This is a genomic window from Rhizobium ecuadorense, assembly GCF_001187535.1.
Classification (GTDB): Bacteria; Pseudomonadota; Alphaproteobacteria; order Rhizobiales; family Rhizobiaceae; genus Rhizobium; species Rhizobium ecuadorense.
This window is the reverse complement of sequence record NZ_LFIO01001107.1, coordinates 298,150-321,147: the sequence shown is the minus strand read 5'-3', so window position 1 is coordinate 321,147 and position 22,998 is coordinate 298,150. Positions and strand designations below refer to the sequence as shown.

General features: G+C 61.4%; 19 protein-coding genes. 2 read left to right on the top strand and 17 right to left on the bottom strand.

Features of this window, described 5'->3' with window-relative positions; translation table 11 throughout:
* Positions 1–50 precede the first annotated feature (50 nt).
* A complete protein-coding gene (locus AF337_RS23725) occupies positions 51–1,307 on the top strand; it encodes a L,D-transpeptidase family protein (protein WP_049734068.1) in 1,257 nt (418 codons plus the stop codon).
* 102 nt (positions 1,308–1,409) lie between these two features.
* Here the strand turns inward: AF337_RS23725 and dnaE are convergent, their stop codons facing one another.
* Both dnaE and AF337_RS42505 read right to left on the bottom strand, forming a co-directional pair.
* On the bottom strand, positions 1,410–4,907 hold the full coding sequence (dnaE, locus tag AF337_RS23720; RefSeq protein WP_049734067.1) for a DNA polymerase III subunit alpha: 3,498 nt from the start codon (positions 4,905–4,907) through the stop codon (positions 1,410–1,412).
* Positions 4,908–5,164: 257 nt separating this feature from the next.
* Entirely contained in the window at positions 5,165–5,419 is a 255-nt protein-coding gene (locus AF337_RS42505; RefSeq protein ID WP_152971164.1) for a hypothetical protein, read from the bottom strand.
* On the opposite strand from AF337_RS42505, the gene AF337_RS23715 reads away from it, so the two are divergent.
* Positions 5,409–5,873 carry a DUF5680 domain-containing protein gene (locus AF337_RS23715; protein WP_049734066.1) on the top strand — a complete coding sequence of 155 codons (465 nt, stop codon included), beginning with the start codon at positions 5,409–5,411 and terminating at the stop codon, positions 5,871–5,873. The two genes, AF337_RS42505 and AF337_RS23715, sit on opposite strands and share 11 nt — an antisense overlap.
* Before the next feature lie 8 nt (positions 5,874–5,881).
* Here AF337_RS23715 and AF337_RS23710 read toward each other — a convergent pair whose 3' ends face one another.
* From AF337_RS23710 to nuoG, 15 genes are all read right to left on the bottom strand, one after another.
* On the bottom strand, positions 5,882–6,565 hold the full coding sequence (locus AF337_RS23710; protein ID WP_049734065.1) for an ABC transporter ATP-binding protein: 684 nt from the start codon (positions 6,563–6,565) through the stop codon (positions 5,882–5,884).
* Positions 6,566–6,579: 14 nt separating this feature from the next.
* Positions 6,580–7,884, bottom strand: a complete 1,305-nt coding sequence (locus AF337_RS23705; protein WP_049734064.1) for a lipoprotein-releasing ABC transporter permease subunit — start codon at positions 7,882–7,884, stop codon at positions 6,580–6,582.
* Between the two features lie 15 nt (positions 7,885–7,899).
* The gene (gene proS / locus AF337_RS23700; protein ID WP_049734063.1) at positions 7,900–9,222 is read right to left on the bottom strand and encodes a proline--tRNA ligase; all 1,323 of its coding nucleotides are present in this window, start codon (positions 9,220–9,222) and stop codon (positions 7,900–7,902) included.
* A gap of 591 nt (positions 9,223–9,813) precedes the next feature.
* The gene (locus AF337_RS23695) at positions 9,814–10,089 is read right to left on the bottom strand and encodes a DUF1467 family protein (protein ID WP_049734062.1); all 276 of its coding nucleotides are present in this window, start codon (positions 10,087–10,089) and stop codon (positions 9,814–9,816) included.
* A 141-nt stretch (positions 10,090–10,230) separates the two neighbouring features.
* The gene (gene mce / locus AF337_RS23690) at positions 10,231–10,635 is read right to left on the bottom strand and encodes a methylmalonyl-CoA epimerase (RefSeq protein ID WP_049734061.1); all 405 of its coding nucleotides are present in this window, start codon (positions 10,633–10,635) and stop codon (positions 10,231–10,233) included.
* Between the two features lie 2 nt (positions 10,636–10,637).
* Positions 10,638–12,308, bottom strand: coding sequence for a ribonuclease J (locus AF337_RS23685; RefSeq protein ID WP_049734060.1), 1,671 nt, complete (start codon positions 12,306–12,308; stop codon positions 10,638–10,640).
* 17 nt (positions 12,309–12,325) lie between these two features.
* Positions 12,326–13,090, bottom strand: coding sequence for a biotin--[acetyl-CoA-carboxylase] ligase (locus AF337_RS23680; protein WP_049734059.1), 765 nt, complete (start codon positions 13,088–13,090; stop codon positions 12,326–12,328).
* A complete protein-coding gene (gene nuoN, locus AF337_RS23675; RefSeq protein ID WP_049734058.1) occupies positions 13,090–14,535 on the bottom strand; it encodes an NADH-quinone oxidoreductase subunit NuoN in 1,446 nt (481 codons plus the stop codon). Before nuoN ends, AF337_RS23680 begins: the two co-directional genes overlap by 1 nt.
* An 18-nt stretch (positions 14,536–14,553) precedes the next feature.
* Complete coding sequence (locus AF337_RS23670) at positions 14,554–16,065, bottom strand: NADH-quinone oxidoreductase subunit M (protein ID WP_049734057.1); 1,512 nt, start codon at positions 16,063–16,065, stop codon at positions 14,554–14,556.
* Positions 16,065–18,065, bottom strand: a complete 2,001-nt coding sequence (gene nuoL, locus AF337_RS23665) for an NADH-quinone oxidoreductase subunit L (protein ID WP_049734056.1) — start codon at positions 18,063–18,065, stop codon at positions 16,065–16,067. The genes AF337_RS23670 and nuoL overlap by 1 nt, the downstream gene beginning before the upstream one ends.
* 7 nt (positions 18,066–18,072) lie before the next feature.
* Positions 18,073–18,381, bottom strand: a complete 309-nt coding sequence (nuoK, locus tag AF337_RS23660; protein ID WP_049734055.1) for an NADH-quinone oxidoreductase subunit NuoK — start codon at positions 18,379–18,381, stop codon at positions 18,073–18,075.
* 22 nt (positions 18,382–18,403) lie between these two features.
* Positions 18,404–19,018 carry an NADH-quinone oxidoreductase subunit J gene (locus AF337_RS23655; protein ID WP_003573901.1) on the bottom strand — a complete coding sequence of 205 codons (615 nt, stop codon included), beginning with the start codon at positions 19,016–19,018 and terminating at the stop codon, positions 18,404–18,406.
* A 141-nt stretch (positions 19,019–19,159) separates the two neighbouring features.
* Entirely contained in the window at positions 19,160–19,651 is a 492-nt protein-coding gene (gene nuoI / locus AF337_RS23650) for an NADH-quinone oxidoreductase subunit NuoI (protein WP_003547385.1), read from the bottom strand.
* A gap of 40 nt (positions 19,652–19,691) precedes the next feature.
* Complete coding sequence (gene nuoH / locus AF337_RS23645) at positions 19,692–20,735, bottom strand: NADH-quinone oxidoreductase subunit NuoH (protein WP_003587271.1); 1,044 nt, start codon at positions 20,733–20,735, stop codon at positions 19,692–19,694.
* Between the two features lie 12 nt (positions 20,736–20,747).
* A complete protein-coding gene (nuoG, locus tag AF337_RS23640) occupies positions 20,748–22,829 on the bottom strand; it encodes an NADH-quinone oxidoreductase subunit NuoG (RefSeq protein WP_049734054.1) in 2,082 nt (693 codons plus the stop codon).
* Positions 22,830–22,998 lie beyond the last annotated feature (169 nt).

The following is a 22,998-nucleotide window of genomic DNA, read 5'->3' as shown; positions in this document are numbered from 1 at the left end:
TAAACTTCGTCCCATAATGTGCCGGCTAGTATTGCGTATGGTTGGCTATCATGTTCTCGCGTCTTGTCTTCGGCCTCGGCTTGCTGTCGGCCACCGCACTCGTGCACCCTGCTCTTGCGGCGGATGCGCGCACGCTGCAGATCATCGTCTCGAAGGACAAGCAGTCGCTTGCGGTCTATGACGGCACCGAGGTCGTCGCGACGTCGAAAGTCTCGACCGGCAAGGACGGGCACACGACGCCGAGCGGCATCTTCTCGGTGCTGGAAAAGCAGAAATACCACGAATCCAATCTCTACTCGAACGCGCCGATGCCCTTCATGCAAAGGCTGACATGGTCGGGAATTGCGCTGCACGAATCCAATTCCGTGCCGCGTTATCCGGCGTCGCATGGCTGCGTGCGCATGCCCGGAACTTTTGCAAAAAAGCTTTACGGGATGACCGAGCCCGGCATTCCCGTCATCATCAGCGACGGCGAAGTGGTGCCGCAGCCGATCGACCATCCGACTCTTTTCCATCCGCAGGGGCCGACGCCGATGCTGCTGCTTTCGGATGTCGAACTGCGGCCCTCGATGCCCGACAGCGCGGGGACACCGGTGCAGGTGGCGATGAACGACACGGCTGCGATGCCGATGCCGGCAGCGCCGCTGGTAGCCGCGCCCGAAGCCGAACCGCCGTCCGAGCCGATCAGCATGCTGATCGCCCGCCGCACGCTGCGCGAGACGGTGATCGACATCCAGACACTTCTCAACCAGCTCGGCTTTTCCGCCGGCGATCCGGACGGCTTGCTCGGGCCGTCGACCGTGCAGGCGATCAAGTCTTTCAAGACGCTGCGGCCGGCGGAATTTGCCGGCGACAGGAGCCTGGTCTCCGACACGCTACTCAAATCCGTCTATGCGGCGACCGGCAAGGGTGAACCGCCGAACGGCGTCATCATGGTGCGCCAGGCGTTCAAGCCGATCTTCGAAGCCCCGGTGACGATTGCCGATCCCGGACTGGCGCTCGGCACGCATTTCTTCACGCTGCATGCACTCGATGAAAATGCCGGTACGGCGGATTGGCTCGGCATCACGCTCCAAAACAATCTCTCCCGCGAGACGATGAAACGGCTCGGCGTCACCAATCAGGAAAGCTCAATCGTCAGCGGCAGGCCGATCGCCCGGTCGCTCAGCCGCATCACGATCCCCGACGAGACCCGCCGCAGGATCGAGGCGCTGATCGCGCCCGGCTCGACGCTGACGATCTCCGATACCGGCCTCGGCCGGGAGACCGGCGAAGGCACGGATTTCATCACCATCACAAGGGGTTGATGATCCCTAGGGCGATTAACCATCGCCCGGGATAAACCATCGCCCGTGGCGATAACCATCACCCGGGGTGATATGCGTCACTTAAGGTGAGGCGCATCACTTCTAGACAAGCTCGACATCGACGACGCCGGGGGCGGCGCGAAGCGCGGCGGCGATCTCAGGGGTGATGCGGTATTTCTCCGCCAGCGCCACTTCCACCTCGCGTTTGCCATCCTCCTTGATGACGATGAAGGAAACGAGGCCGTCGCCCTTGGCGTTGAGATGGCCGGCGACCATCTTCAGCGGCCCGGAATCTCTGACATAGACGCGCAACGCCTTCTGCATCTGCAGCGATTTTTCCTCCAGCGACTGGATCGTCTGGATGCGCAGGCCGATGCCCTCCGGCCGCTCCTCCCCCGTCGCGGTCAGCACGAAGGATTTCCCCGACTCCAGCACGTCGCGATACTGGTTGAGCATTTCTGAAAACAGCACCGCCTCGAACTGGCCGGAGGAATCGGAAAAGACGATGATGCCCATCTTGTTGCCGGTGCGGGTCTTGCGCTCCTGCTTCGAAATGACGGTGCCGGCGAGGCGCGCATTGAAGGCGCCCTGTTTGATCGCCTGGGAAAATTCGGCAAAGGTCTGCACCCGCATCTTCTGCAGGAGGTTGTTGTAGGAATCGAGCGGATGTGCGGTGAGGTAGAAGCCCAGCACCTGAAATTCCTTGAGCAGCCGCTCGGAGGCAAGCCAGGGCGAAAACGGCGGCAGGGAAATTTTTTCAGGTCCCGAGGTCAGAGTGCTGCCGAATATGTCCGACTGGCCGCTCAGCTTGTTTTCCTGGGCGCGCTGGGCATAACCGAGGATGCGGTCGAGGCCGGCTGACAACTGGGCGCGGTCGGTGCCGAAACAATCGAAGGCGCCGGCAAAGATCAGGCTTTCGAGCACGCGGCGGTTGACTTGGCGCGGATCGATGCGCAGGCAAAAATCCTCGATGCCGGCAAAAGGCTTATCGCCACGCACCTCGACGATATGGTCGACGGCGGATTCGCCGACGCCCTTGAGGGCGGCCAACGCATAATAAATGCGGTTGTCGCCGGTCTGGAAATGGCGGAAGGAAGTCTGCACCGAGGGGGCGATCACCTCGATGCCGAGGCGCTTGGCATCCTGGCGGAAATCATTGACCTTTTCCGTGTTGGACATGTCGAGCGTCATCGAGGCGGCGAGGAATTCGACCGGATAATGCGCCTTCATATAGGCCGTCTGGTAGGAGACGATGGCGTAGGCGGCGGCATGCGACTTGTTGAAGCCGTAATTGGCGAACTTCGCCAGCAACTCGAAGATATTGTCGGCTTGCGGCTTCGATACGCCGTTCTTGACCGCGCCGACGACGAAGCGTTCGCGCTGCTGGTCCATCTCGGCCTTGATCTTTTTGCCCATGGCGCGGCGCAGAAGATCGGCTTCTCCAAGCGAGTAGCCGGACAGGACCTGGGCGATCTGCATCACCTGTTCCTGGTAAACGATGACGCCTTGGGTTTCCTTGAGCAGGTGGTCGATCATAGGATGGATCGATTCCAGCTCTTCGTCCCCGTGCTTGCGGGCATTGTAGGTCGGGATGTTTTCCATCGGACCCGGGCGGTAAAGCGCCACCAGTGCGATGATGTCCTCGATGCAGTCCGGCTTCATGCCGATCAGCGCCTTGCGCATGCCGGCGCTTTCCACCTGGAACACGCCGACCGTCTCACCGCGCGACAGCATTTCGTAGGTTATCTTGTCGTCCAGCGGAATGGCCGCGAGATCGACATTGATGCCGCGCTTGGCAACGAAATCGACGGCGACCTTCAGGACCGTCAGCGTCTTCAGGCCGAGGAAGTCGAATTTGACGAGGCCGGCCTGCTCCACCCACTTCATGTTGAACTGGGTGACAGGCATGTCGGAGCGCGGATCGCGGTACATCGGCACCAGCTTGGACAGCGGGCGGTCGCCGATGACGATGCCGGCGGCATGCGTCGAGGCATGCCGGTAAAGCCCCTCGATCTTCTGGGCAATGTCGAGCAGGCGCGCGACGACCGGCTCCTTCGCCGCCTCTTCCTGCAGCTTCGGCTCCTCCTCGATCGCTTTGGAGAGCGGCGTCGGATTGGCCGGATTGTTCGGCACCAGCTTGCAGATCTTGTCGACCTGGCCGTAGGGCATCTCAAGCACGCGGCCGACGTCGCGAAGGGCGGCGCGCGCCTGCAGCGAACCGAAGGTGATGATCTGCGCCACCTGCTCGCGGCCATACTTGGCCTGGACGTAGCGGATCACCTCTTCGCGGCGGTCCTGGCAGAAGTCGATGTCGAAGTCCGGCATCGAGACGCGTTCCGGATTGAGGAAGCGTTCGAAAAGCAGCGAAAACCGCAGCGGATCGACGTCGGTGATCGTCAAAGCGTAGGCGACCAGGGAACCAGCGCCGGAACCGCGGCCGGGACCGACCGGAATGTCATGCTGCTTGGCCCATTTGATGAAGTCGGCAACGATCAGGAAGTAACCGGGGAAACGCATGCGTTCGATGACGCTGAGTTCGAAATCCAGCCGCTCGCGATATTCCTTCTCCTCGTAACCCGGCGACATGCCGAGCGTTGCAAGCCGCATGTCCAGCCCTTCCACCGCCTGGCGGCGCAACTCGCTCGCCTCGGCGCGTTCGGCCTCCTCGGCATCGTCGGTCGCACCGGTGAAGCGCGGCAGGATCGGCTTTCGCGTCTTCAGCACGAAGGAACAGCGCCTGGCGATCTCGATCGTGTTCTCCAGCGCTTCCGGCAGATCGGCGAAGAGTTTGGCCATCTCGGCCCGGCTCTTCAGATAATGGTCCGGCGTCAGGCGAAAGCGGCTGTCGTCGGAGACGATGGCATTGTGGGCGACCGCCATCAGCGCATCATGGGCGTCGTAATCGTCGCGTGTCGGAAAGAAGGCCTCGTTGGTGGCAACCAGCGGCAGGTCATGGGCATAGGCAAGCGCGATGATCTTCTGCTCGTGACGTTTGTCGTAGGTGCCGTGCCGCTGCAATTCGACATAGAGCCGGTCGCCGAAAAGACGTTTCAGCGTCAGCAGCCGGGCCTCCCCTTGCGCGGGATGGCCCTCCCTGATCGCCGCGTCGACGGGCCCGGTCAGGGCGCCGGTCAGGGCGATCAGCCCTTCCGTGCCGGCTTCCTCCAGCCAGGAGGCACGGATATGGATAGACTGGTTGCTGTCGCCGCCGAGATAGGCGCGGCTGACGAGATCGACGAGCCGTTCGTAACCGGCATCCGTGGCAGCGAGAAGAACGATCGACGGCAGCTTGACCAGCGCCTGCTGGCCGCCGCGCTTTTCCGTTTCCAGCCCGTCTTCCATGTCGATCGAGACCTGGCAGCCGATGATCGGCTGCAGGCCGTCATCCATCGCCTTCTGGGAGAATTCCAGCGCGACGAACAGATTGTTGGTGTCGGTGATGGCGATCGCCGGCTGGCTGTCGCCGGTCGCCTTATATAGGATCTTCTTCAGCGGCAAGGCGCCTTCGAGAAGCGAATAGGCGGAGTGGACCCTCAGGTGGATGAAGCCCGGCGTGCCGCCGATCGCCTCACCCGTAGAACCCTTTGCCGTATCCGCCATGTCATGCCTTCCCAATCACCCGAATGAATCGAACGCATTGTCGGCATAGAGGGCGATGATGTCCAGAAGAAGTCCCGCGTCCGGACCGCATGATTGCCATGCGGTCCCCTGAAAACTTTAGATCGCCATGACGATGAGCGAGAAGCTGGCAACGAACATTGCGATGGAGGTGAATGCTGCGATATCACGGATCATGTCAGTCATTTGGCTCTCCTTTACTCGTTATGTTTTCAATTTGTTCGATGTATGTTCCATTGTCAACAGGAATCTTTTCCTTCTTTCTTGCGTTTGAAAAACCCGAAACGCGCATTGCGAATCGGCAGGCGGCAGCGAGCGATCCGATTGGGCGGCTCCTCCCCTTCCCGATCCGTGACGGTTCGGACACGCTGCCCGAGCGCCCGACCGCCTCTCACGGCGACCGCCTGTTTTTGGCTTCCGTTCTGTTTTTGTTCTTTACATGCCACAGCATCTTTGCCAGCATCCGGTCGAGAGGAGAACGGCATGTTCGACATTGCGATGCTCAATGAATTCGTCGTGGAGGCCAAGGCTGCGACCTATGTCGGCGGCGGCGTGGCGCGCGCGCCCTGCCGGCCGGGCGCTCACGATATCGGCTATGAGCGCGGCGACTGGCGCTATCTCGACAGTTATTTCGGCGGCACCGATTTCGCCGGACAGGAGGTTGTCTGGTTTGCCGGCGAACCCGTCTGGGTGATGAATTATTTCGGTTGGATCGTTGCGCCTGAGCTCATCGACGGCGCTGCCGCCGGTGCGGTGATCAAGGCGGCACTTTCAGCCATGTATCGGCAGGGACGCTTTCTCGGCGGCATGGAATTCGACCATCCGCTCGGCCGCTATCTCGATCGCAGCGAAGGGAACTGCGAGCGGTTCAGCGGCAATGAATGCATCATGGTCGACTTCAGGAAAGCCTATATGCTCGAATATCGCGGCGGATTGGTCGTCCCCTAATTTCAGTGTCAGAAGTCGACGACCTTGCCATCCGAGATCGTCACACGCCGATCCATGCGGCGGGCGAGCTCGTGATTGTGGGTGGCGATGAGGGCCGCGAGGCCGGACTGGCGCACCAGCGCCTCCAGCGCGTCGAAGACGTAACTTGCCGTTTCCGGGTCGAGATTGCCGGTCGGCTCATCGGCAAGAAGCAGGGTCGGTGCATTGGCGACGGCGCGGGCGATCGCCACGCGCTGCTGCTCGCCGCCGGAAAGCTCGCCGGGCCGATGGGCGCCGCGGTGGCCGATGCGCATATAATCGAGAAGCTGGCCGGCCCGCTCGCCGGCTTCCTTCCAGGACAGCCCGGCGATCAGTTGCGGCATCATGATGTTTTCGAGCGCGGAGAATTCCGGCAGCAGGTGGTGAAACTGGTAGACGAAGCCGATTTCACTGCGGCGGATCGCCGTGCGCTTCTCATCGCTCAGGCCATCACAGGCATGGCCGTTGATGTTGACCTCGCCGCCGTCCGGATGCTCCAGCAGGCCGGCGATATGCAGCAGGGTCGATTTGCCGGTGCCGGAGGGAGCGACAAGAGCGACGATCTCGCCCTTCGACATCGAAAAATCCGCGCCCTTCAGTATCGGGAGCAGCGTATCGCCCTGCCCGTAATGGCGCTCGACGCCGGTAAGCTTGAGAACGACGTTGCGTTTCATGAAGGCGGCATTCCTTATTCGTAGCGCAGGGCCTGCACCGGATCGAGCCTGGAGGCGCGCCAGGCGGGGAAGATGGTCGCGATGAAGGAGAGCGTCAGCGCCATGACGACGATCGAGATCGTTTCGCTGAGCTGCATCTCGGCCGGCAGCTGACTGAGGAAATAGACCTGCGGATTGAAGATCACCGTGCCTGAAATCCAGGAGAAGAACTGGCGGATGGATTCGATGTTGACGCAGACGAGGACGCCGAGCAGCACGCCGGCAACAGTGCCAACGATCCCGATCGCCGCCCCGGTCATGAAGAAGATGCGCATGATCGCGCCGGCGCTGGCGCCCATGGTGCGCAGAATGGCGATATCGCTGCTCTTGTCCTTCACGAGCATGATCAGGCCGGAGATGATGTTCAGCGCCGCCACCAGCACGATCAGCGTCAGGATCATGAACATGACGTTGCGCTCGACCTGCAACGCCGAGAAGAAGGTCTGATTGCGCTGGCGCCAGTCGGTGAGGTTGATCTGGCGGCCAGCCGCCTCTTCCACCTTCGGCCTCAAAGCGTCGATATCGTCGGGGTGATCGACGAAAAGCTCGATCGACTGCACCAATCCCTCGGCATTGAAATAAAGCTGCGCTTCCTCGAGCGGCATGAAGATGATCGAGGAATCATATTCCGACATGCCGATCTCGAAGAGGCCGGAGATCTTGTAGGACTTGACGCGCGGGCTGACGCCCATCGGCGTAATGTCACCATCCGGCGACGTCAGCGTGATAAGGTCGCCGACGCTCAGGCCGAGCTGGTTGGCCATGCCGGTGCCGATCAGCACGCCCTGCCCGGAGGCAAAACCGACCATGTCGCCGGATTTGATGTTCCCTGAGATTGTTTTGAGCTTGGTCAAGTCCTCGGCGCGGGCACCGCGCACCAGCGCGCCGGTGCTGCCGCCGGCCTGGGCGGAGGCGAGCACCTGGCCTTCCACCAAAGGCAGCGCCATCTTGACGCCGGGCACGGCAGCGAGCCTGCTGGAGAGGTCGGCGTAATCGGTGAAGGGGCCATCCGACGGCTGGACGATCATATGGCCGTTAATGCCGAGGATGCGCGAGACCAACTCGGTACGAAAGCCGTTCATCACGGCCATGACGATGATCAGCGTTGCAACGCCGAGCATGATGCCGACGAAGGAGAAGCCGGCAATCACCGAGATGAAGGCTTCCTTGCGCCGGGCGCGCAGATAGCGCCAGGCCACGAGGCGTTCGAAGGTGGAAAATGGCTTGCCAGCCGGACCCAAGCCGGATTTTGAACTCCGGTCCACTGCTGCCTCTGCCATTTCGCCTCCGTTTCCTTAAGCCACGAACCTGTTGATCGCCGCTTCGATGGTCATCGTTTCGCGGGCGCCGGTCTTGCGGTCCTTCACCTCGACTTCGCCGTTGGCGACCGCGCGCGGGCCGGCGATGATCTGGACGGGCACGCCGATCAGGTCGGCGGTCGCGAACTTCGTGCCGGCCCGGTCGTCGGTATCGTCGTAGAGCACATCCTTGCCGGCCTTGGTCAGCGCGGCATAGATCAGCTCGCAGGTATCGTCGCAGGCCTGATCGCCCGCCTTCATGTTGATCACCACGATATCGAAGGGCGCGACCGATGCCGGCCAGATGATTCCGTTGTCGTCATGCGATGCTTCGATGATGGCGGGAACAAGGCGTGTCGGGCCGATACCGTAGGAACCCATGTGAACGAAGTGTTCCTTGCCGTCAGGCCCCTGCACTTTCGCGCCCATCGCCTCGGAATATTTCGTGCCGAAATAGAAGATGTGACCGACCTCAATGCCGCGTGCCGACAGGCGGTCGCCTTCGGGAACGGCGTTGAAGGCCGCCTCGTCGTGCATTTCCGAGGTCGCCGCATAGAGCGAGGTCCACTTGTCGAAGATCGACTTCAGACCCTCGATGCTGTCGAAATCAGTGCGGTCGTCGGGAATATCGAAGCCGACGAAATCCTTGTGGCAGAAGACTTCGGATTCGCCGGTGTCGGCGAGGATGATGAATTCATGGCTGAGATTGCCGCCGATCGGGCCGGTGTCGGCACGCATCGGGATGGCGCGCAGGCCGAGCCGGTCGAAGGTTCTGAGGTAGGCGGCGAACATCTTGTTGTAGGAATGCTCCGCCCCTTCGCGCGTCAGATCGAAGGAATAGGCATCCTTCATCATGAATTCGCGCGAGCGCATGGTGCCGAAGCGCGGACGGATCTCGTCACGGAACTTCAGCTGGATGTGATAGAGATTGAGCGGCAGGTCCTTGTAGGACTTGACGGAGGAGCGGAAAATATCCGTCACCATCTCCTCGTTGGTGGGGCCATAGAGCATCGGCCGATCCTGCCGGTCCTTGATGCGCAGCATCTCCTTGCCATAGGCGTCGTAGCGGCCGCTTTCCTGCCAGAGTTCGGCCGACTGCAGGGTCGGCATCGACAGCTCGATGGCGCCGGCCCGGTTCTGCTCGTCGCGGATAATCGCGTTGACCTTGTCGAGCACGCGTTTGCCGAGCGGCAGCCAGGAATAGATGCCCTGCGACTGCTGGCGGATCATGCCGGCGCGCAGCATCAGCCGGTGGGAGACGATTTCCGCCTCCTTGGGGTTTTCCTTGAGGATGGGCATGAAATAACGGGACAGACGCATGGCGGATTCCGAAGCAGTTGAGATCCCGCAGCGGGCGGAATCGAAAGACAATGGTTAACGTCGGGAGGTTCATAGCCGCTTCGCGGCAGGAAGGAAACCCGCAACTGATGCCGGCAACCTCCCCGAAGCGCATGTACGCAGCCACAAAATGAAAGGGCGTCAAAAAGCGCGTGTTTATAAGGACTTGAACGAAAGTCCTGTCAACAGAAAAATTTTACTAGAGTGTAGCAAAAATGCAAAAAAAGCTGATGACAAAGCCCAATGTTTGAGCTAGCTTTAGCTCACAAAACAGGCAAGAGAGATAAATTCTTGCCAAATTCGCGGTCAAGTCTTGGGAGGATCAGATCTTAGGCGCGCTCGTCGCTGCCCCGGCAACGGTTACGGATCACGCGATACTTAAAACAAGGCTTCTGGCCTTGTTTTTTTTTGGCTTTTAGACTTCACCCTATCCTGGAAATCCGGCCAACTTCCGTAAGGGAATGATCCTCATTCCCTTACGCCAGCTCTTTGCCGCAATGGCATGACGCTGGTATGACGAAGTTCGCTTTTTAATAATATACATATGCCCAAAGTTTGGGCAAAAGCGGACCCTTAGTAAAAGCTCGGCCCGAGTTGTGGAAGAGCATCGAAGCCCCAGCCGAAATACGTGTCGCAGACATACCAGGTGCCGTAGATCAGAGCCGAAATCAGCGTCGTCAGCGAAAAGGTGAAGACGGCGCGAAAGCGGCTCGGCGCGCTCGGAACAGTGCCCAGCACGACGTCATTGTCCTCAGCCTGGGTGCGCAGGCCGATCGGCAGGACAGCGAAAAGCGTCATCCACCAGACGATGAAGTAGACGGCAAATCCCTGTAGAAAAATCTGGAGCATTGGGGTTCCCGATAGTGTCGCGCCGACGGACGCAACAGACGTTCTGTCACTTTGAGCTAGGCGCCCTTATACGGCGGAATGGCAGCCAACTCAAAGCGGATGATGCGCTTGAGCGCCTCGGGGGCATTCTGCCGCAGGGGGTCACGCCTGTTCGAGTTCGATCAGCGTGCCGAAAAAATCCTTGGGGTGCAGAAAAAGCACCGGCTTGCCATGCGCGCCGGTCTTCGGCCGGCCATCGCCGAGCACCCTCGCCCCGGCCGCAACCAGCCGGTCACGGGCGAGAATGATATCGTCCACCTCGTAGCAGATGTGGTGCATGCCGCCGGACGGGTTCTTTTCGAGGAAGGCTGCGATCGGCGAGGCTTCGCCAAGCGGCTGCAGCAATTCGACCTTGGTGTTCGGCAATTCGACGAAGACGACGGTGACTCCGTGTTCCGGCAGAGCCTGCGGCTGCGATACCGCAGCGCCCAGCGTGTCGCGATAGGCGGCCGTCGCCGCTGCCAGATCGGCAACGGCGATGGCGATGTGGTTTACCCGGCCGAGCATGGTCAGACCTTGGTGACGAAGGCGGTGACGACGGGCTTCTTGCCCCAGGCATGGTTGGCAGCGGCGCGGATCGCCCGGCGCACTGCCTCCTGCACCATGTCGATATCCTTGCGGCGGGCGCGCGGAATGCTTTCGATGGCGCTGATCGCCGCTTCGAAGAGCGTATCTTCCATCTCCTCGCCCTCGTCGTCAAAAACAGGCAGGCCGATCGAAACGAGATCGGGATCGCCGATGATGTCATAGCGAGCGTCGAGCACAACGCTGACCGCGACATGACCGACATAGGAGAGCTTCTTGCGCTCGCCGATCCCCATCTCGTCGAAATCGCCGATCAGGGTACCGTCCTTGTAGATGCGGCCATGCGGCGCCTCGCCGATCACCTCGACGGGACCGGGCGCCAGCCGCAGGATATCGCCGTTGCGCACACGCGGCACGATCGCGATGCCGGATTGCTCGGCAAGTTCCTTGTGCGCCGTCAGATGCGTCGCCTCGCCATGCACCGGCACGACGATCTTCGGCCGCGTCCACTCGTACATCCGCTGCAGCTCGTTGCGGCGGGGATGGCCGGAGACGTGAACCAGCGCCTCGCTATCGGTGATGATGTGCACGCCCTGCTCGACAAGGCCGTTCTTGATGTCCTGGATCGCCTTCTCGTTGCCGGGAATGGCGCGGGAGGAAAAGACGACGATATCACCTGCCGCAAAGGCCACATTGCGCATCTCGTCACGGGAGAGCTTGGCAAGCGCTGCCCGCGCCTCGCCCTGGCTGCCGGTCAGGATGACGACGACCTTGTCGCGCGGGATGTAGCCGTATTCCTCCTCGGAGATGAAAGGCTTCACGCCCTCCATCAGGCCGATATCCTGGGCGACGTCGACGACCCGCTTCAGCGAGCTGCCGAGCAGCAGCACTTCGCGGCCGGCCGCCTCGGCCGCTTCGGCAACGGTGCGGATGCGCCCGACATTCGACGAGAAGGTGGTGATCGCCACCCGGCCTTCGGCATTCTCGATGATCTTGCGCAGGCTTTCCGACACATCCTTTTCGGAGGGCGAGACGCCGTCGCGCAGCGCGTTGGTGGAATCGCACATCAGCGCCAGAACGCCCTCGTCGCCGAGCTGGCGGAACCGCGTCTCATCGGTCAGTGGGCCGAGCGAGGGCTCGTGGTCGATCTTCCAGTCGCCGGTATGGATGACGTTGCCGGCCGGCGTGCGGATCATCAGCGACATCGGCTCGGGGATCGAATGGTTGACGGCCACGCCTTCGATGCTGAAGGGGCCGACATTGATCGTGTCGCCTGCCTTGAACGGCGTCACCGGCACTTCGCCGATCCTCGCCTTCTCGAAATTGCGCTTGGCTTCGAGCAGGCCAGCGGTAAAGCCCGAGGCATAGACCGGCACGTTCAAGCCCGGCCAGAGATCGGCGAGCGCGCCATAATGATCTTCATGCGCATGGGTGATGATGATCGCCTTGAGGTTCTTGCGTTCACTGGCGAGGAAGCGGATATCGGGCAGCACGAGGTCGACGCCCGGCAGGTCGGGGCCGGGAAAGGTGACGCCGCAATCGACCATGATCCACTGGCGATGCTCGGGCGGGCCGTAGCCGTAAAGAGCGAGATTCATGCCGATCTCGCCAACGCCGCCCAGAGGCAGGAATACCAACTCGTCCTGTTTCGCCATAATTTTCGTTTTTTCCGCTATCCAAAAAACACATCACCGGCAGCAATGGGCATTATCCTGCCAGTGCCGGTATCGAGCATCAACAAGCCATTATCATCAATTCCGGCGAATTGTCCGGAAATCGATCGGTCCGGCAAATTCACCGTGATCTTTTCGCCGATGCCGCAGGCGATCGCGCGCCAGCGGGCGGTGATCTCGGCGATGCCGCGGCCCTGGTTCCATTGATCAAGCACCTCAGCCATCGCGGCGAAGAGATGGGCGAAGAGTTCCTCCGGCGACGCCGCGCTTGCATGCTGACGCAGGCAGGTGACGGGGTAGAGCGGATTATCCGGCATCACCGAGACATTGATACCAATGCCGACGATCAGCGCGTAGCGGCCATCGGGCAGCCGCTCGCCTTCGACGAGGATGCCGCAGGTCTTCTTTCGGCCGATGAGAATATCGTTCGGCCATTTGACCTCGAGCGGCTCGGAGCCCGGCGGCAGCACCTGGCGGATCGCCTGGTGCACGGCAACGGCAACAGCCAGCGGCAGAGAGCTCAGGCGCTCCATCGGCGCCGGGTCGATCAGCAGAAGAGAGGCATAGAGATTGCCGCGTTCGGAAACCCAGAGCCGGCCGCGGCGGCCGCGGCCGCCGGTCTGCCGTTCCGCCGTCACCCAGAGGTTGCCGCCATCGCCCGCCCGTGCCCGGGCGAGGCATTCGCTGTTGGTAGACGATGTTTCCGACAGAGCCTCATGCCGGAAATCGCCGAGCGATATCCGGCGCCGTCCGTCGGAAGCCATCAAAAGAGCGTCGCGGCGGCAAGCTCTGCCGCACCGCCGATCGGGCCGCCGATGAGGACATAGGCGGTGACGAAAAGACCGGAGAGACCGAAGACCAGACGCAACGAACCGGAGACGCGGGCGAATTCGCCGGTCGCCTCATCGAACCACATCAGCTTGATGACGCGCAGATAATAGTAAGCGCCGACGACCGAGGCGAGCACGCCGATGATGGCAAGCGCATACAGCTTGGCTTCGATGGCGGCGACGAAGACGAAATACTTGGCGAAGAAGCCGGCGAGCGGCGGAATGCCGGCAAGCGAGAACATCAGCGCCGTCAGCACCACGGCCATGAACGGGTTGGTGGTGGAAAGGCCGGCGAGATCGTTGACCTCCTCGACGACGGTGCCATCCTTGCGGCGCATCGACATGATGATCGCAAAGGTGCCGAGGGTCATGACCATATAGATGACCATGTAGAGCATGACACCGGAAACACCGGTCTGATTGCCGGCGGCAAGGCCGACCAGCGCATAGCCCATGTGGCCGATCGACGAATAGGCCATCAGCCGCTTGATGTTCTTCTGGCCGATCGCCGCAAAGGAACCGAGCAGCATCGAGGCGATCGAGATGAAGACGACGACCTGCTGCCAGTCCGCCAGAACCGGCTGGAAGGCGGTGATGACGATGCGGGTCATCATCGCCATGGCGGCAACCTTGGGGGCTGCGGCCAGGAAGGCGGTAACCGGCGTCGGCGCACCTTCATAAACATCCGGCGTCCACATATGGAAGGGAACGGCGGAGATCTTGAAAGCGATGCCGGCGAGGATGAAGACCAGGCCGAAGATCAGGCCGAGCGAACGCGCGCCCTCGACCGAAAGCGCTTGGGCGATCTCGGAAAAATGGGTGTGGCCAGTGAAGCCATAGACCAGCGACATGCCGTAGAGCAGCATGCCTGAAGAAAGCGCGCCGAGGACGAAATATTTCAGGCCGGCTTCGGTCGACTTCAGGCTGTCGCGGTTGATCGCGGCGACGACATAGAGCGCCAGCGACTGCAGTTCCAGCGCCAGATAGAGCGAGATCAGGTCGTTGGCCGAGATCATCAGCAGGATGCCGAGGGTCGCCAGCACCAGCAGAACCGGGAACTCGAACTTGTCGAGCTGATTTTCGCGGGCGTGGCCGATCGTCATGAACAGGGCGACCAGCGATCCGATGAGCGCCACCAGCTTCATGAAGCGCGAGAAGCCGTCGGCCATGTAGACGCCGCCATAGGCAAGGCCTTCTGCCGGCACGAAGAGCAGCCACAGGCCGGCGGCGAGCAGCAGCACGATGGCAAGGCCGGTGACGACGGGGCCCGACCGCTCGCCCGAGAAGACGCCGACCATCAACAGGACCAGGGCGCCGACCGCGAGGATCAGCTCCGGCGCGGAAAGATGCAGACTGAGGAGAATTGTTTCAGCGGTCATGTCCGATAAGTCCCGTCATCAATTCATAGACAGCGCAACATTCTGCGCTGCGTGCACGGCGGCCGTGTAGTTGTTGACCAGCAGATCCACCGAGGCGGCCGTCGCATCGAAGACGGGAGCCGGGTAAACGCCGAAGAGGATGGTCAATGCGACCAGCGGGTAGAGGATCAGTTGCTCCCGGGGAGAAAGATCGAGCAGCGCCTTCAGCTTTTCCTTCTCCAGCGCGCCGAAGATCACCCGGCGGTAAAGCCAGAGCGCATAGGCGGCCGAAAGGATGACGCCGGTGGCGGCAAAGAGCGCGACCCACGTGTTGACCCGGAAGACGCCCATCAGCGTCAGGAATTCGCCGATGAAACCGGAGGTGCCGGGAAGCCCGACATTGGCCATGGTGAAGACCATCATCGCCACCGCATATTTCGGCATGTTGTTGACGAGGCCGCCATAGGCGTTGATCTCGCGGGTGTGGGTGCGATCGTAGACGACGCCGACGCAGAGGAAGAGCGCGCCGGAGACGATGCCGTGCGACAGCATCTGGAAGATCGAGCCCTGAACACCCTGCATGTTGGCGGCGAAGATGCCCATGGTGACGTAGCCCATGTGCGCCACCGAGGAATAGGCGATCAGCTTTTTGATATCGTCCTGCATCATCGCCACCAGCGAGGTATAGATGATCGCAATGACCGACAGAGCGAAGACGAACGGCGCGAAATAGTCTGATGCGACCGGGAACATGCCAAGCGAGAAGCGGATCAGGCCGTAGCCGCCGAGCTTCAGGAGCACGCCGGCCAGGATTACCGAGCCTGCGGTCGGCGCCTGAACGTGGGCATCCGGAAGCCAGGTATGAACCGGCCACATCGGCATCTTCACCGCAAAGGAGGCGAAGAAGGCTAGCCATAGCCAGGTCTGCAGCGCCGGCGGGAATTTATAGGCGAGCAGCGCGGTAATGTCGGTCGTGCCGGCCTGCCAGTACATCGCCATGATGGCGAGCAGCATCAGCACCGAGCCGAGCAGCGTATAGAGGAAGAACTTGTAGCTCGCATAGACGCGATCCTTGCCACCCCAGACGCCGATGATCAGGAACATCGGAATGAGGCCCGCCTCGAAGAAGACGTAGAACAGCACGATATCGAGCGAGACGAAGACGCCGACCATCATCGTTTCCAGGATGAGGAAAGCGATCATGTATTCCTTCAGGCGCTTCTCGATCGAGAGCCAGCTCGCCAGCACGCAGAATGGCATGAGGAAGGTCGACAGGATGACGAACAGCATGGAGATGCCGTCGACGCCCAGGTGGTAGCCGATGCCGGTGCCGAGCCAGTCATGCTTCTCAACCATCTGGAAGCCCGGATTGGCATTGTCGAAACCGATCCAGATGACGAGCGAAACGACGAAGGTGAAGACGGTGGTGATCAGCGAGATTCCCAGCACGTTCTTGCGGCCGGCTTGGCTGTCGCCGTTCATCAGCAACAGGAACACCACGCCGACGAGCGGCAGGAAGGTGACCGTTGAAAGAATAGGCCAATCGGTCATCAGAAAGAACTCCCGAGCATCATCCAGGTAACGAGCGCCGCAATGCCGATCAGCATGGCGAAGGCGTAGTGATAGAGGTAACCGGTCTGCAGGCGGACAACACGGTCGGTAACGGCGACGACGCGGGCGGCGACACCGTTCGGGCCGTAGGTGTCGATGACGCCGACATCACCCTTCTTCCACAGGAAGCGGCCGAGCGCCTTAGCGGTGCGGACGAACAGGAAGTCGTAAAGCTCGTCGAAATACCACTTGTTCAGCAGGAACTGGTAGAGGACACGGTGCTGCCTGGCGAGGACGCGTGGCGTCTGCGGCGAGCGAATATACATGTACCAGGCGGTGACGAAGCCGAGCAGCATGGCGATGAAGGGGCTCAGGGCCACCAGCGCCGGCACGTGGTGGAACTCTTCGACGAGTTCGTTCTCGGCGCCGGTAAAGAGCGCCCCCTTCCAGAACTCGGCATATTCCTCGCCGTAGAACCGGCCTTCGAAGAAGTAGCCTGCGAGCACCGCGCCGACCGCCAGGAGATAAAGCGGCACCAGCATGACCTGCGGCGATTCGTGCACGTGATGCATCACCTCGTGCGAAGCGCGCGGCTTGCCGTAGAAGGTCATGAAGATCAGGCGCCAGGAATAGAAGCTCGTAAACAGAGCAGCGATGACCAGCAGCGAGAAGGCAAAGCCCGAGACCGGCGAATGCGATGCATAGGTCGCCTCGATGATCACGTCCTTGGAGAAGAAGCCGGCAAAGCCGATCGGCGTGAAGGGGATGCCGACGCCGGTGATCGCCAGCGTGCCGATGATCATCATCCGGAAGGTCCACTTGATGTGCGGCCGCAAGCCGCCCATGTAGCGCATGTCCTGCTCGCCATCGACGGCATGGATGACCGAGCCGGCGCAGAGGAAGAGCAGCGCCTTGAAGAAGGCATGCGTGAACAGATGGAAGATCGCCGCGCCATAGGCCCCTACCCCGAGCGCCACGAACATGTAGCCGAGCTGCGAGCAGGTGGAATAGGCGATGACGCGCTTGATGTCGTTCTGCACCAGGCCGACGGTTGCCGCGAAGAAGGCGGTGATCGCACCGATCACGGTGACGACGACGAGCGCATCCGGCGACAGTTCGAACAGCGGCGACATGCGGGCGACGAGGAAGACGCCGGCGGTGACCATGGTGGCGGCATGGATGAGGGCCGAAACCGGGGTCGGGCCTTCCATGGCGTCGGGCAGCCAGGTGTGCAGCAGGAACTGCGCCGACTTGCCCATGGCGCCCATGAACAGCAGCAGGCAGACGCCGGTCAGCGCATGCGCCTTGTCGAGCTGCATGCCGAAGAGGTTGAGGATCACCTCGCTCGCCTCGCCGCCGCCTTCATGCGGGGCGAAATTCGAGGCATTGGCGAAGATCGTGTCGAAATTGATCGAGCCGAACAACACGAAGACGCCGGCAATGCCGAGCACGAAGCCGAAGTCGCCGACGCGGTTGACGATGAAGGCTTTCATCGCCGCAGCTGTTGCCGAGGGCTTCTTGAACCAGAAGCCGATCAGCAGATAGGAGGCGAGACCGACGCCTTCCCAGCCGAAGAACATCTGCGCCAGGTTGTCGGCCGTCACCAGCATCAGCATGGCGAAGGTGAAGAGCGAGAGATAGGCGAAGAAGCGCGGGCGATGCGGATCGGTATGCATGTAGCCGATCGAATAGACGTGAACCAGCGTCGAGACCGTGTTGACGACGATCAGCATGACGGAGGTCAGCGTATCCACGCGCAGCGACCAGGAGACGTCGATGCCGCCGGACTGGATCCAGCGCAGCACCTCGACCTTAATCGGGCCGCCTTCGCCGTGGCCCATGCCGACGGTGAAGAAGACGTACCAAGAGAGGATGGCGGCGATGATCATCAGGCCGCTGGTGACATATTCCGAAGCCTTGGCGCCGATGGCGCGGCCGAACAGGCCGGCGACGATCGCACCGATCAAGGGAAGAAAGACGATAGCCTTATAGAGGAACATGAGCCACTCAGCCCTTCATCATATTGACGTCTTCGACCGCGATCGAGCCGCGGTTGCGGTAGAAGACAACGAGAATTGCAAGACCGATCGCCGCTTCGGCAGCCGCCACCGTCAGGATGAACAGCGCGAAGACCTGGCCGACGATGTCGTTCAGGAAGGAGGAGAAGGCGACCATGTTGATGTTGACGGAAAGCAGGATCAGTTCGACCGACATCAGGATGACGATGACGTTCTTCCGGTTCAGGAAGATGCCGAAGACGCCGAGCGTGAAGAGGATGGCGCTGACCGTCAGGTAGTGGGAAAGTCCGATGACCATGTTCTTTGTTCCTTGACCTGCCTTAGACGCCCTGCCCGGGCTTGACCGACACCACCTCGACGGCGGTGGCGGGCGTGCGGGCAACCTGCCTCGGGATATTCTGCCGCTTGATGTTGGTGCGGTGCCTCAGCGTCAGGACGATGGCGCCGATCATCGCGACCAGCAGCACCAGGCCGGCGATCTCGAAGAAATAGACGTAGTTGGTGTAGAGCACATCGCCGAGAGCGGCGGTATTGGTGCGCTCGCTGAGCGCCGGGATCGGCATGGCGACGGATTTGGCGATCTCGGGCGAGATGACGCTGCCGCCGATGACGACGATCAGTTCGGCTGCGAGAATGATCCCGATCAGCCCGCCGATCGGCGCATATTCGAGAACCCCTGCCCTGAGCTCGGTGAAGTCGATATCGAGCATCATCACCACGAAGAGGAAGAGCACGGCGACGGCGCCGACATAGACGACGAGCAGGATCATCGCCAGGAATTCGGCACCGAGCAGCAGGAAGAGGCCGGCCGCGTTGAAGAACACCAGGATCAGGAACAGAACCGAGTGAACCGGGTTCTTCGCCCAGATGACCATGAACGCCGACGCCACCGCGACAAAGGCGAAAAGATAGAAAAATAGAGCCTGCAGACCCATGTTGGTGCCTTTTTCATCTTCCCCCGGGCAGCCGGGAGTTTATCTGCCCGATAGAGCTTTGCGCGGCTGACCGGCAAAGCTCCTGTGCATATTGACCGCGGCCGGAGCAGCGAAGCCCCATCGCGGCATTTCAAAACCCAATCAGCGGTACGGCGAATCGATCGCGATATTGCGGGCGATTTCGCGCTCCCACCGGTCGCCGTTATCGAGAAGGCGCGCCTTGTCGAAATAGAGCTCTTCGCGGGTTTCCGTCGCAAATTCGAAATTCGGGCCTTCGACGATCGCATCGACCGGGCAGGCTTCCTGGCAGAAGCCGCAATAGATGCACTTCACCATGTCGATGTCGTAGCGCACCGTACGGCGGGTGCCGTCGTTGCGGCGCGGACCGGCCTCGATGGTGATGGCCTGAGCAGGACAGATCGCCTCGCAGAGTTTGCAGGCGATGCAGCGTTCTTCGCCGTTCGGATAACGACGCAACGCATGCTCACCGCGGAAACGCGGGGAAACCGGACCCTTTTCGAAGGGGTAGTTGATCGTTGCCTTCTGGCGGAAGAAATAGCGCATCGACAGAAAGAACGCGCCGACGAATTCCTTGAGAAACAGCGAGCTGATGGAGCCGGACAAGCTTGCCATCTTCAACCTCCAATTTTGCCGGAAACGAGAGAGGGCGTCATCAAGCCCATCCCATCAGCTTCAGCACGAATGCAACGATGATGACCATGGCGAGCGACAGCGGCAGGAAGACCTTCCAGCCGAGGCGCATGAGCTGGTCGTAGCGGTAGCGCGGGACGAAAGCCTTGACCATCGCGAACATGAAGAACACGAAGCAGGCCTTCAGCATGAACCAGATGATGCCCGGGACCCAGTTGAGGATCCAGATGTCGACCGGAGGCAGCCAGCCGCCGAGGAAGAGAATCGTCGTCAGTGAGCACATCAGGCAGACGGCCGCATATTCGCCGAGCATGAACATCATGTATGGCGAGGAGCCGTATTCGACCATGAAGCCGGCCACCAGTTCCGATTCGGCTTCCGGAAGGTCGAAGGGCGGACGGTTCGTTTCGGCCAGCGCCGAAATGAAGAAGATGATGAACATCGGGAAGAGCGACAGCCAGTGCCAGTCGAGGAACGACGCCGGCAGGCCGAGCATGGTGCCGAGGCCGGTATGCTGCGCATTGACGATATCGGTCAGGTTCAGCGAGCCCACGCAGAGAAGCACGGTGACGATGACGAAGCCGATCGAGACTTCATAGGACACCATCTGTGCGGCCGAGCGCAGCGCGCCCAGGAACGGATACTTCGAGTTCGAAGCCCAGCCGCCCATGATGATGCCGTAAACTTCGAGCGAGGAGATCGCGAAGATGTAGAGGATGCCGACATTGATGTTGGCAATCACCCATCCGTCGGCAAGCGGCACTACCGCCCAGGTGGACAGTGCGAGAAGCACCGTCACCAGCGGGGCAAGCAGGAACACCGCCTTGTTGGCGCCGGCCGGAATGATCGGCTCCTTGAAGACGAACTTCAGAAGGTCGGCGAAGGACTGGAACAGGCCGAAGGGGCCGACGACGTTGGGGCCGCGGCGCAGCTGCACGGCAGCCCAGATCTTGCGGTCGGCAAGCAGCACGTAGGCGATGAAGACGAGCAGGCAGACCAGAAGCAGCAGCGACTGACCGATCATGATGATCGCCGGCAAGACATAGGTCGAAAAGAAAGAATCCATAGTCCCCTGCCCTTACTCTGCCGCGACTTTGAAGTTGTTGCGGGCCAATGCCGAGCACTCCGCCATCACTGCCGAGGCACGCGCTATCGGGTTCGTCAAATAGAAGTCTTTCACCGGCGACGCAAACCCTGACTTGTTCATCTTGCCGGCTTTTTTCGCAACTGCGGCAATTTGGGCGCTATCGGTTTCGGCGATCTCGTCGATGGCGGCGAAATGCGGGAAAGCGGCATAGAGCTGGACGCGCAACTGGCTGAGCGAATCGAAGGGAAGCTTCTTGCCGAGCACGTCGGAAAGGGCGCGGATGATCGCCCAGTCCTCGCGGGCGTCACCCGGCGCAAAGCCTGCGCGATTGCCCATCTGGACCCGGCCTTCGGTGTTGACCCAGGTGCCGGACTTTTCGGTATAGGCTGCGGCCGGCAGGATGACGTCGGCATGATGAGCGCCGTTATCGCCGTGCGAACCGATATAGACGGTGAGCTTGGCCTTCTTGGCGGTGAAAGCGAGTTCGTCGGCGCCGAGCAGGAAGAGCACATCCATCGCCGTCAGCATTTCGGCGGCGTTGACGCCCTTGGCACCCGGCACGAAGCCGAGGTCGAGGCCACCGACGCGCGAGGCCGCGGTGTGGAGGACGGCAAAGCCGTTCCAGCCTTCGACGACCGCGCCGACCGAACCGGCAAGCTTGGCGGCACTGGCGAGAACGCCGGCGCCGTCGGTGCGCGACAGCGCGCCCTGGCCGATGATGATCATCGGCTTGGCGGCGTTCTTCAGCACGTCGGCGAAGGCGTGGGTGCCGTCGACCAGATCCTTCAGCGTGTCGGGACCGCCGCCGAGATAGTCATAGCTGTAGCGCAGTTCGCCCGGCTCGCCGATCACGCCGATCGGGAACTTGCCGCGGCGCCAGCGCTTGCGGATGCGGGTATTGAGGATGGCTGCCTCGAAGCGCGGATTGGCGCCGATGATCAGCAGCGCGTCGGCCTGGTCGATGCCCGAGATGGTCGGGTTGAAGAGGTAGCTTGCACGGCCGAGCGACGGATCGAGTGCCGCCCCATCCTGGCGACAGTCGAGGTTCTCGGAACCCAGCGACTTCACCAGTTCGGACAGTGCATACATTTCCTCGACGGAGGCAAGGTCGCCTGCGATCGCGCCGATCTTGTCGCCCGAAGTGGCGCCGACGGCTGCCTTGATGGCGCCGAAAGCCTCGGCCCAGGTGGCGGGCTGCAGGCGGCCGTCGCGGCGGACGTAAGGCCGGTCGAGGCGCTGGGTCTTCAGGCCGTCCCAGATGAAGCGGCTCTTGTCGGAGATCCACTCTTCGTTGATTGCCTCGTTGACGCGCGGCAGGATGCGCATGACTTCACGGCCGCGGGTATCGACGCGGATCGCCGAACCGACGGCATCCATGACGTCGATCGATTCGGTCTTGTTCAATTCCCAAGGGCGCGCGGTGAAGGCGAAGGGCTTGGAGGTCAGCGCACCCACCGGGCAAAGATCGACGACATTGCCCTGCAGCTCGGAGGTCATCGCCTGTTCGAGATAGGTGGTGATCTCGGCATCCTCGCCGCGGCCGATCAGGCCGAGTTCGGAAATGCCGGCAACCTCGGTGGTGAAGCGGACGCAGCGCGTGCAGTGGATGCAGCGGTTCATCACCGTCTTGACCAACGGGCCGATATACTTGTCTTCGACGGCGCGCTTGTCTTCCTGGTAGCGCGAGGTGTCGATGCCGAAGGCCATCGCCTGGTCCTGCAGGTCGCATTCGCCCCCCTGGTCGCAGATCGGGCAATCGAGCGGATGGTTGATCAGCAGGAATTCCATCACACCTTCGCGGGCCTTCTTGACCATCGGGGTGTTGGTGAAGACTTCCGGCAGTTCACCGTTCGGGCCGCCGCGGATGTCGCGTACGCTCATGGCGCAGGAAGCCTGCGGCTTCGGCGGGCCGCCCTTCACCTCGACAAGGCACATGCGGCAGTTGCCGGCAACCGACAGGCGCTCATGAAAGCAGAAGCGCGGAACTTCGGCGCCGGCATCCTCGCACGCCTGCAACAGCGTGTAATGATCCGGAACCTCGATTTCGTTGCCGTCAATCTTCAGTTTTGCCATCGTCGCTCAGTCCTGTTTCCCGTTTGCCTGATGACGGCAAACAAACCTATTTTTGCAACAGTCTCATTGCCAAGCCGGATCTTTCGTCCTGCCGACATTTGATGTCGCCCAAATTCTCTATCGCGTGTTCCAGGTCCGGAACCCGCACCGGCATCTGCAGCGTGAGGCC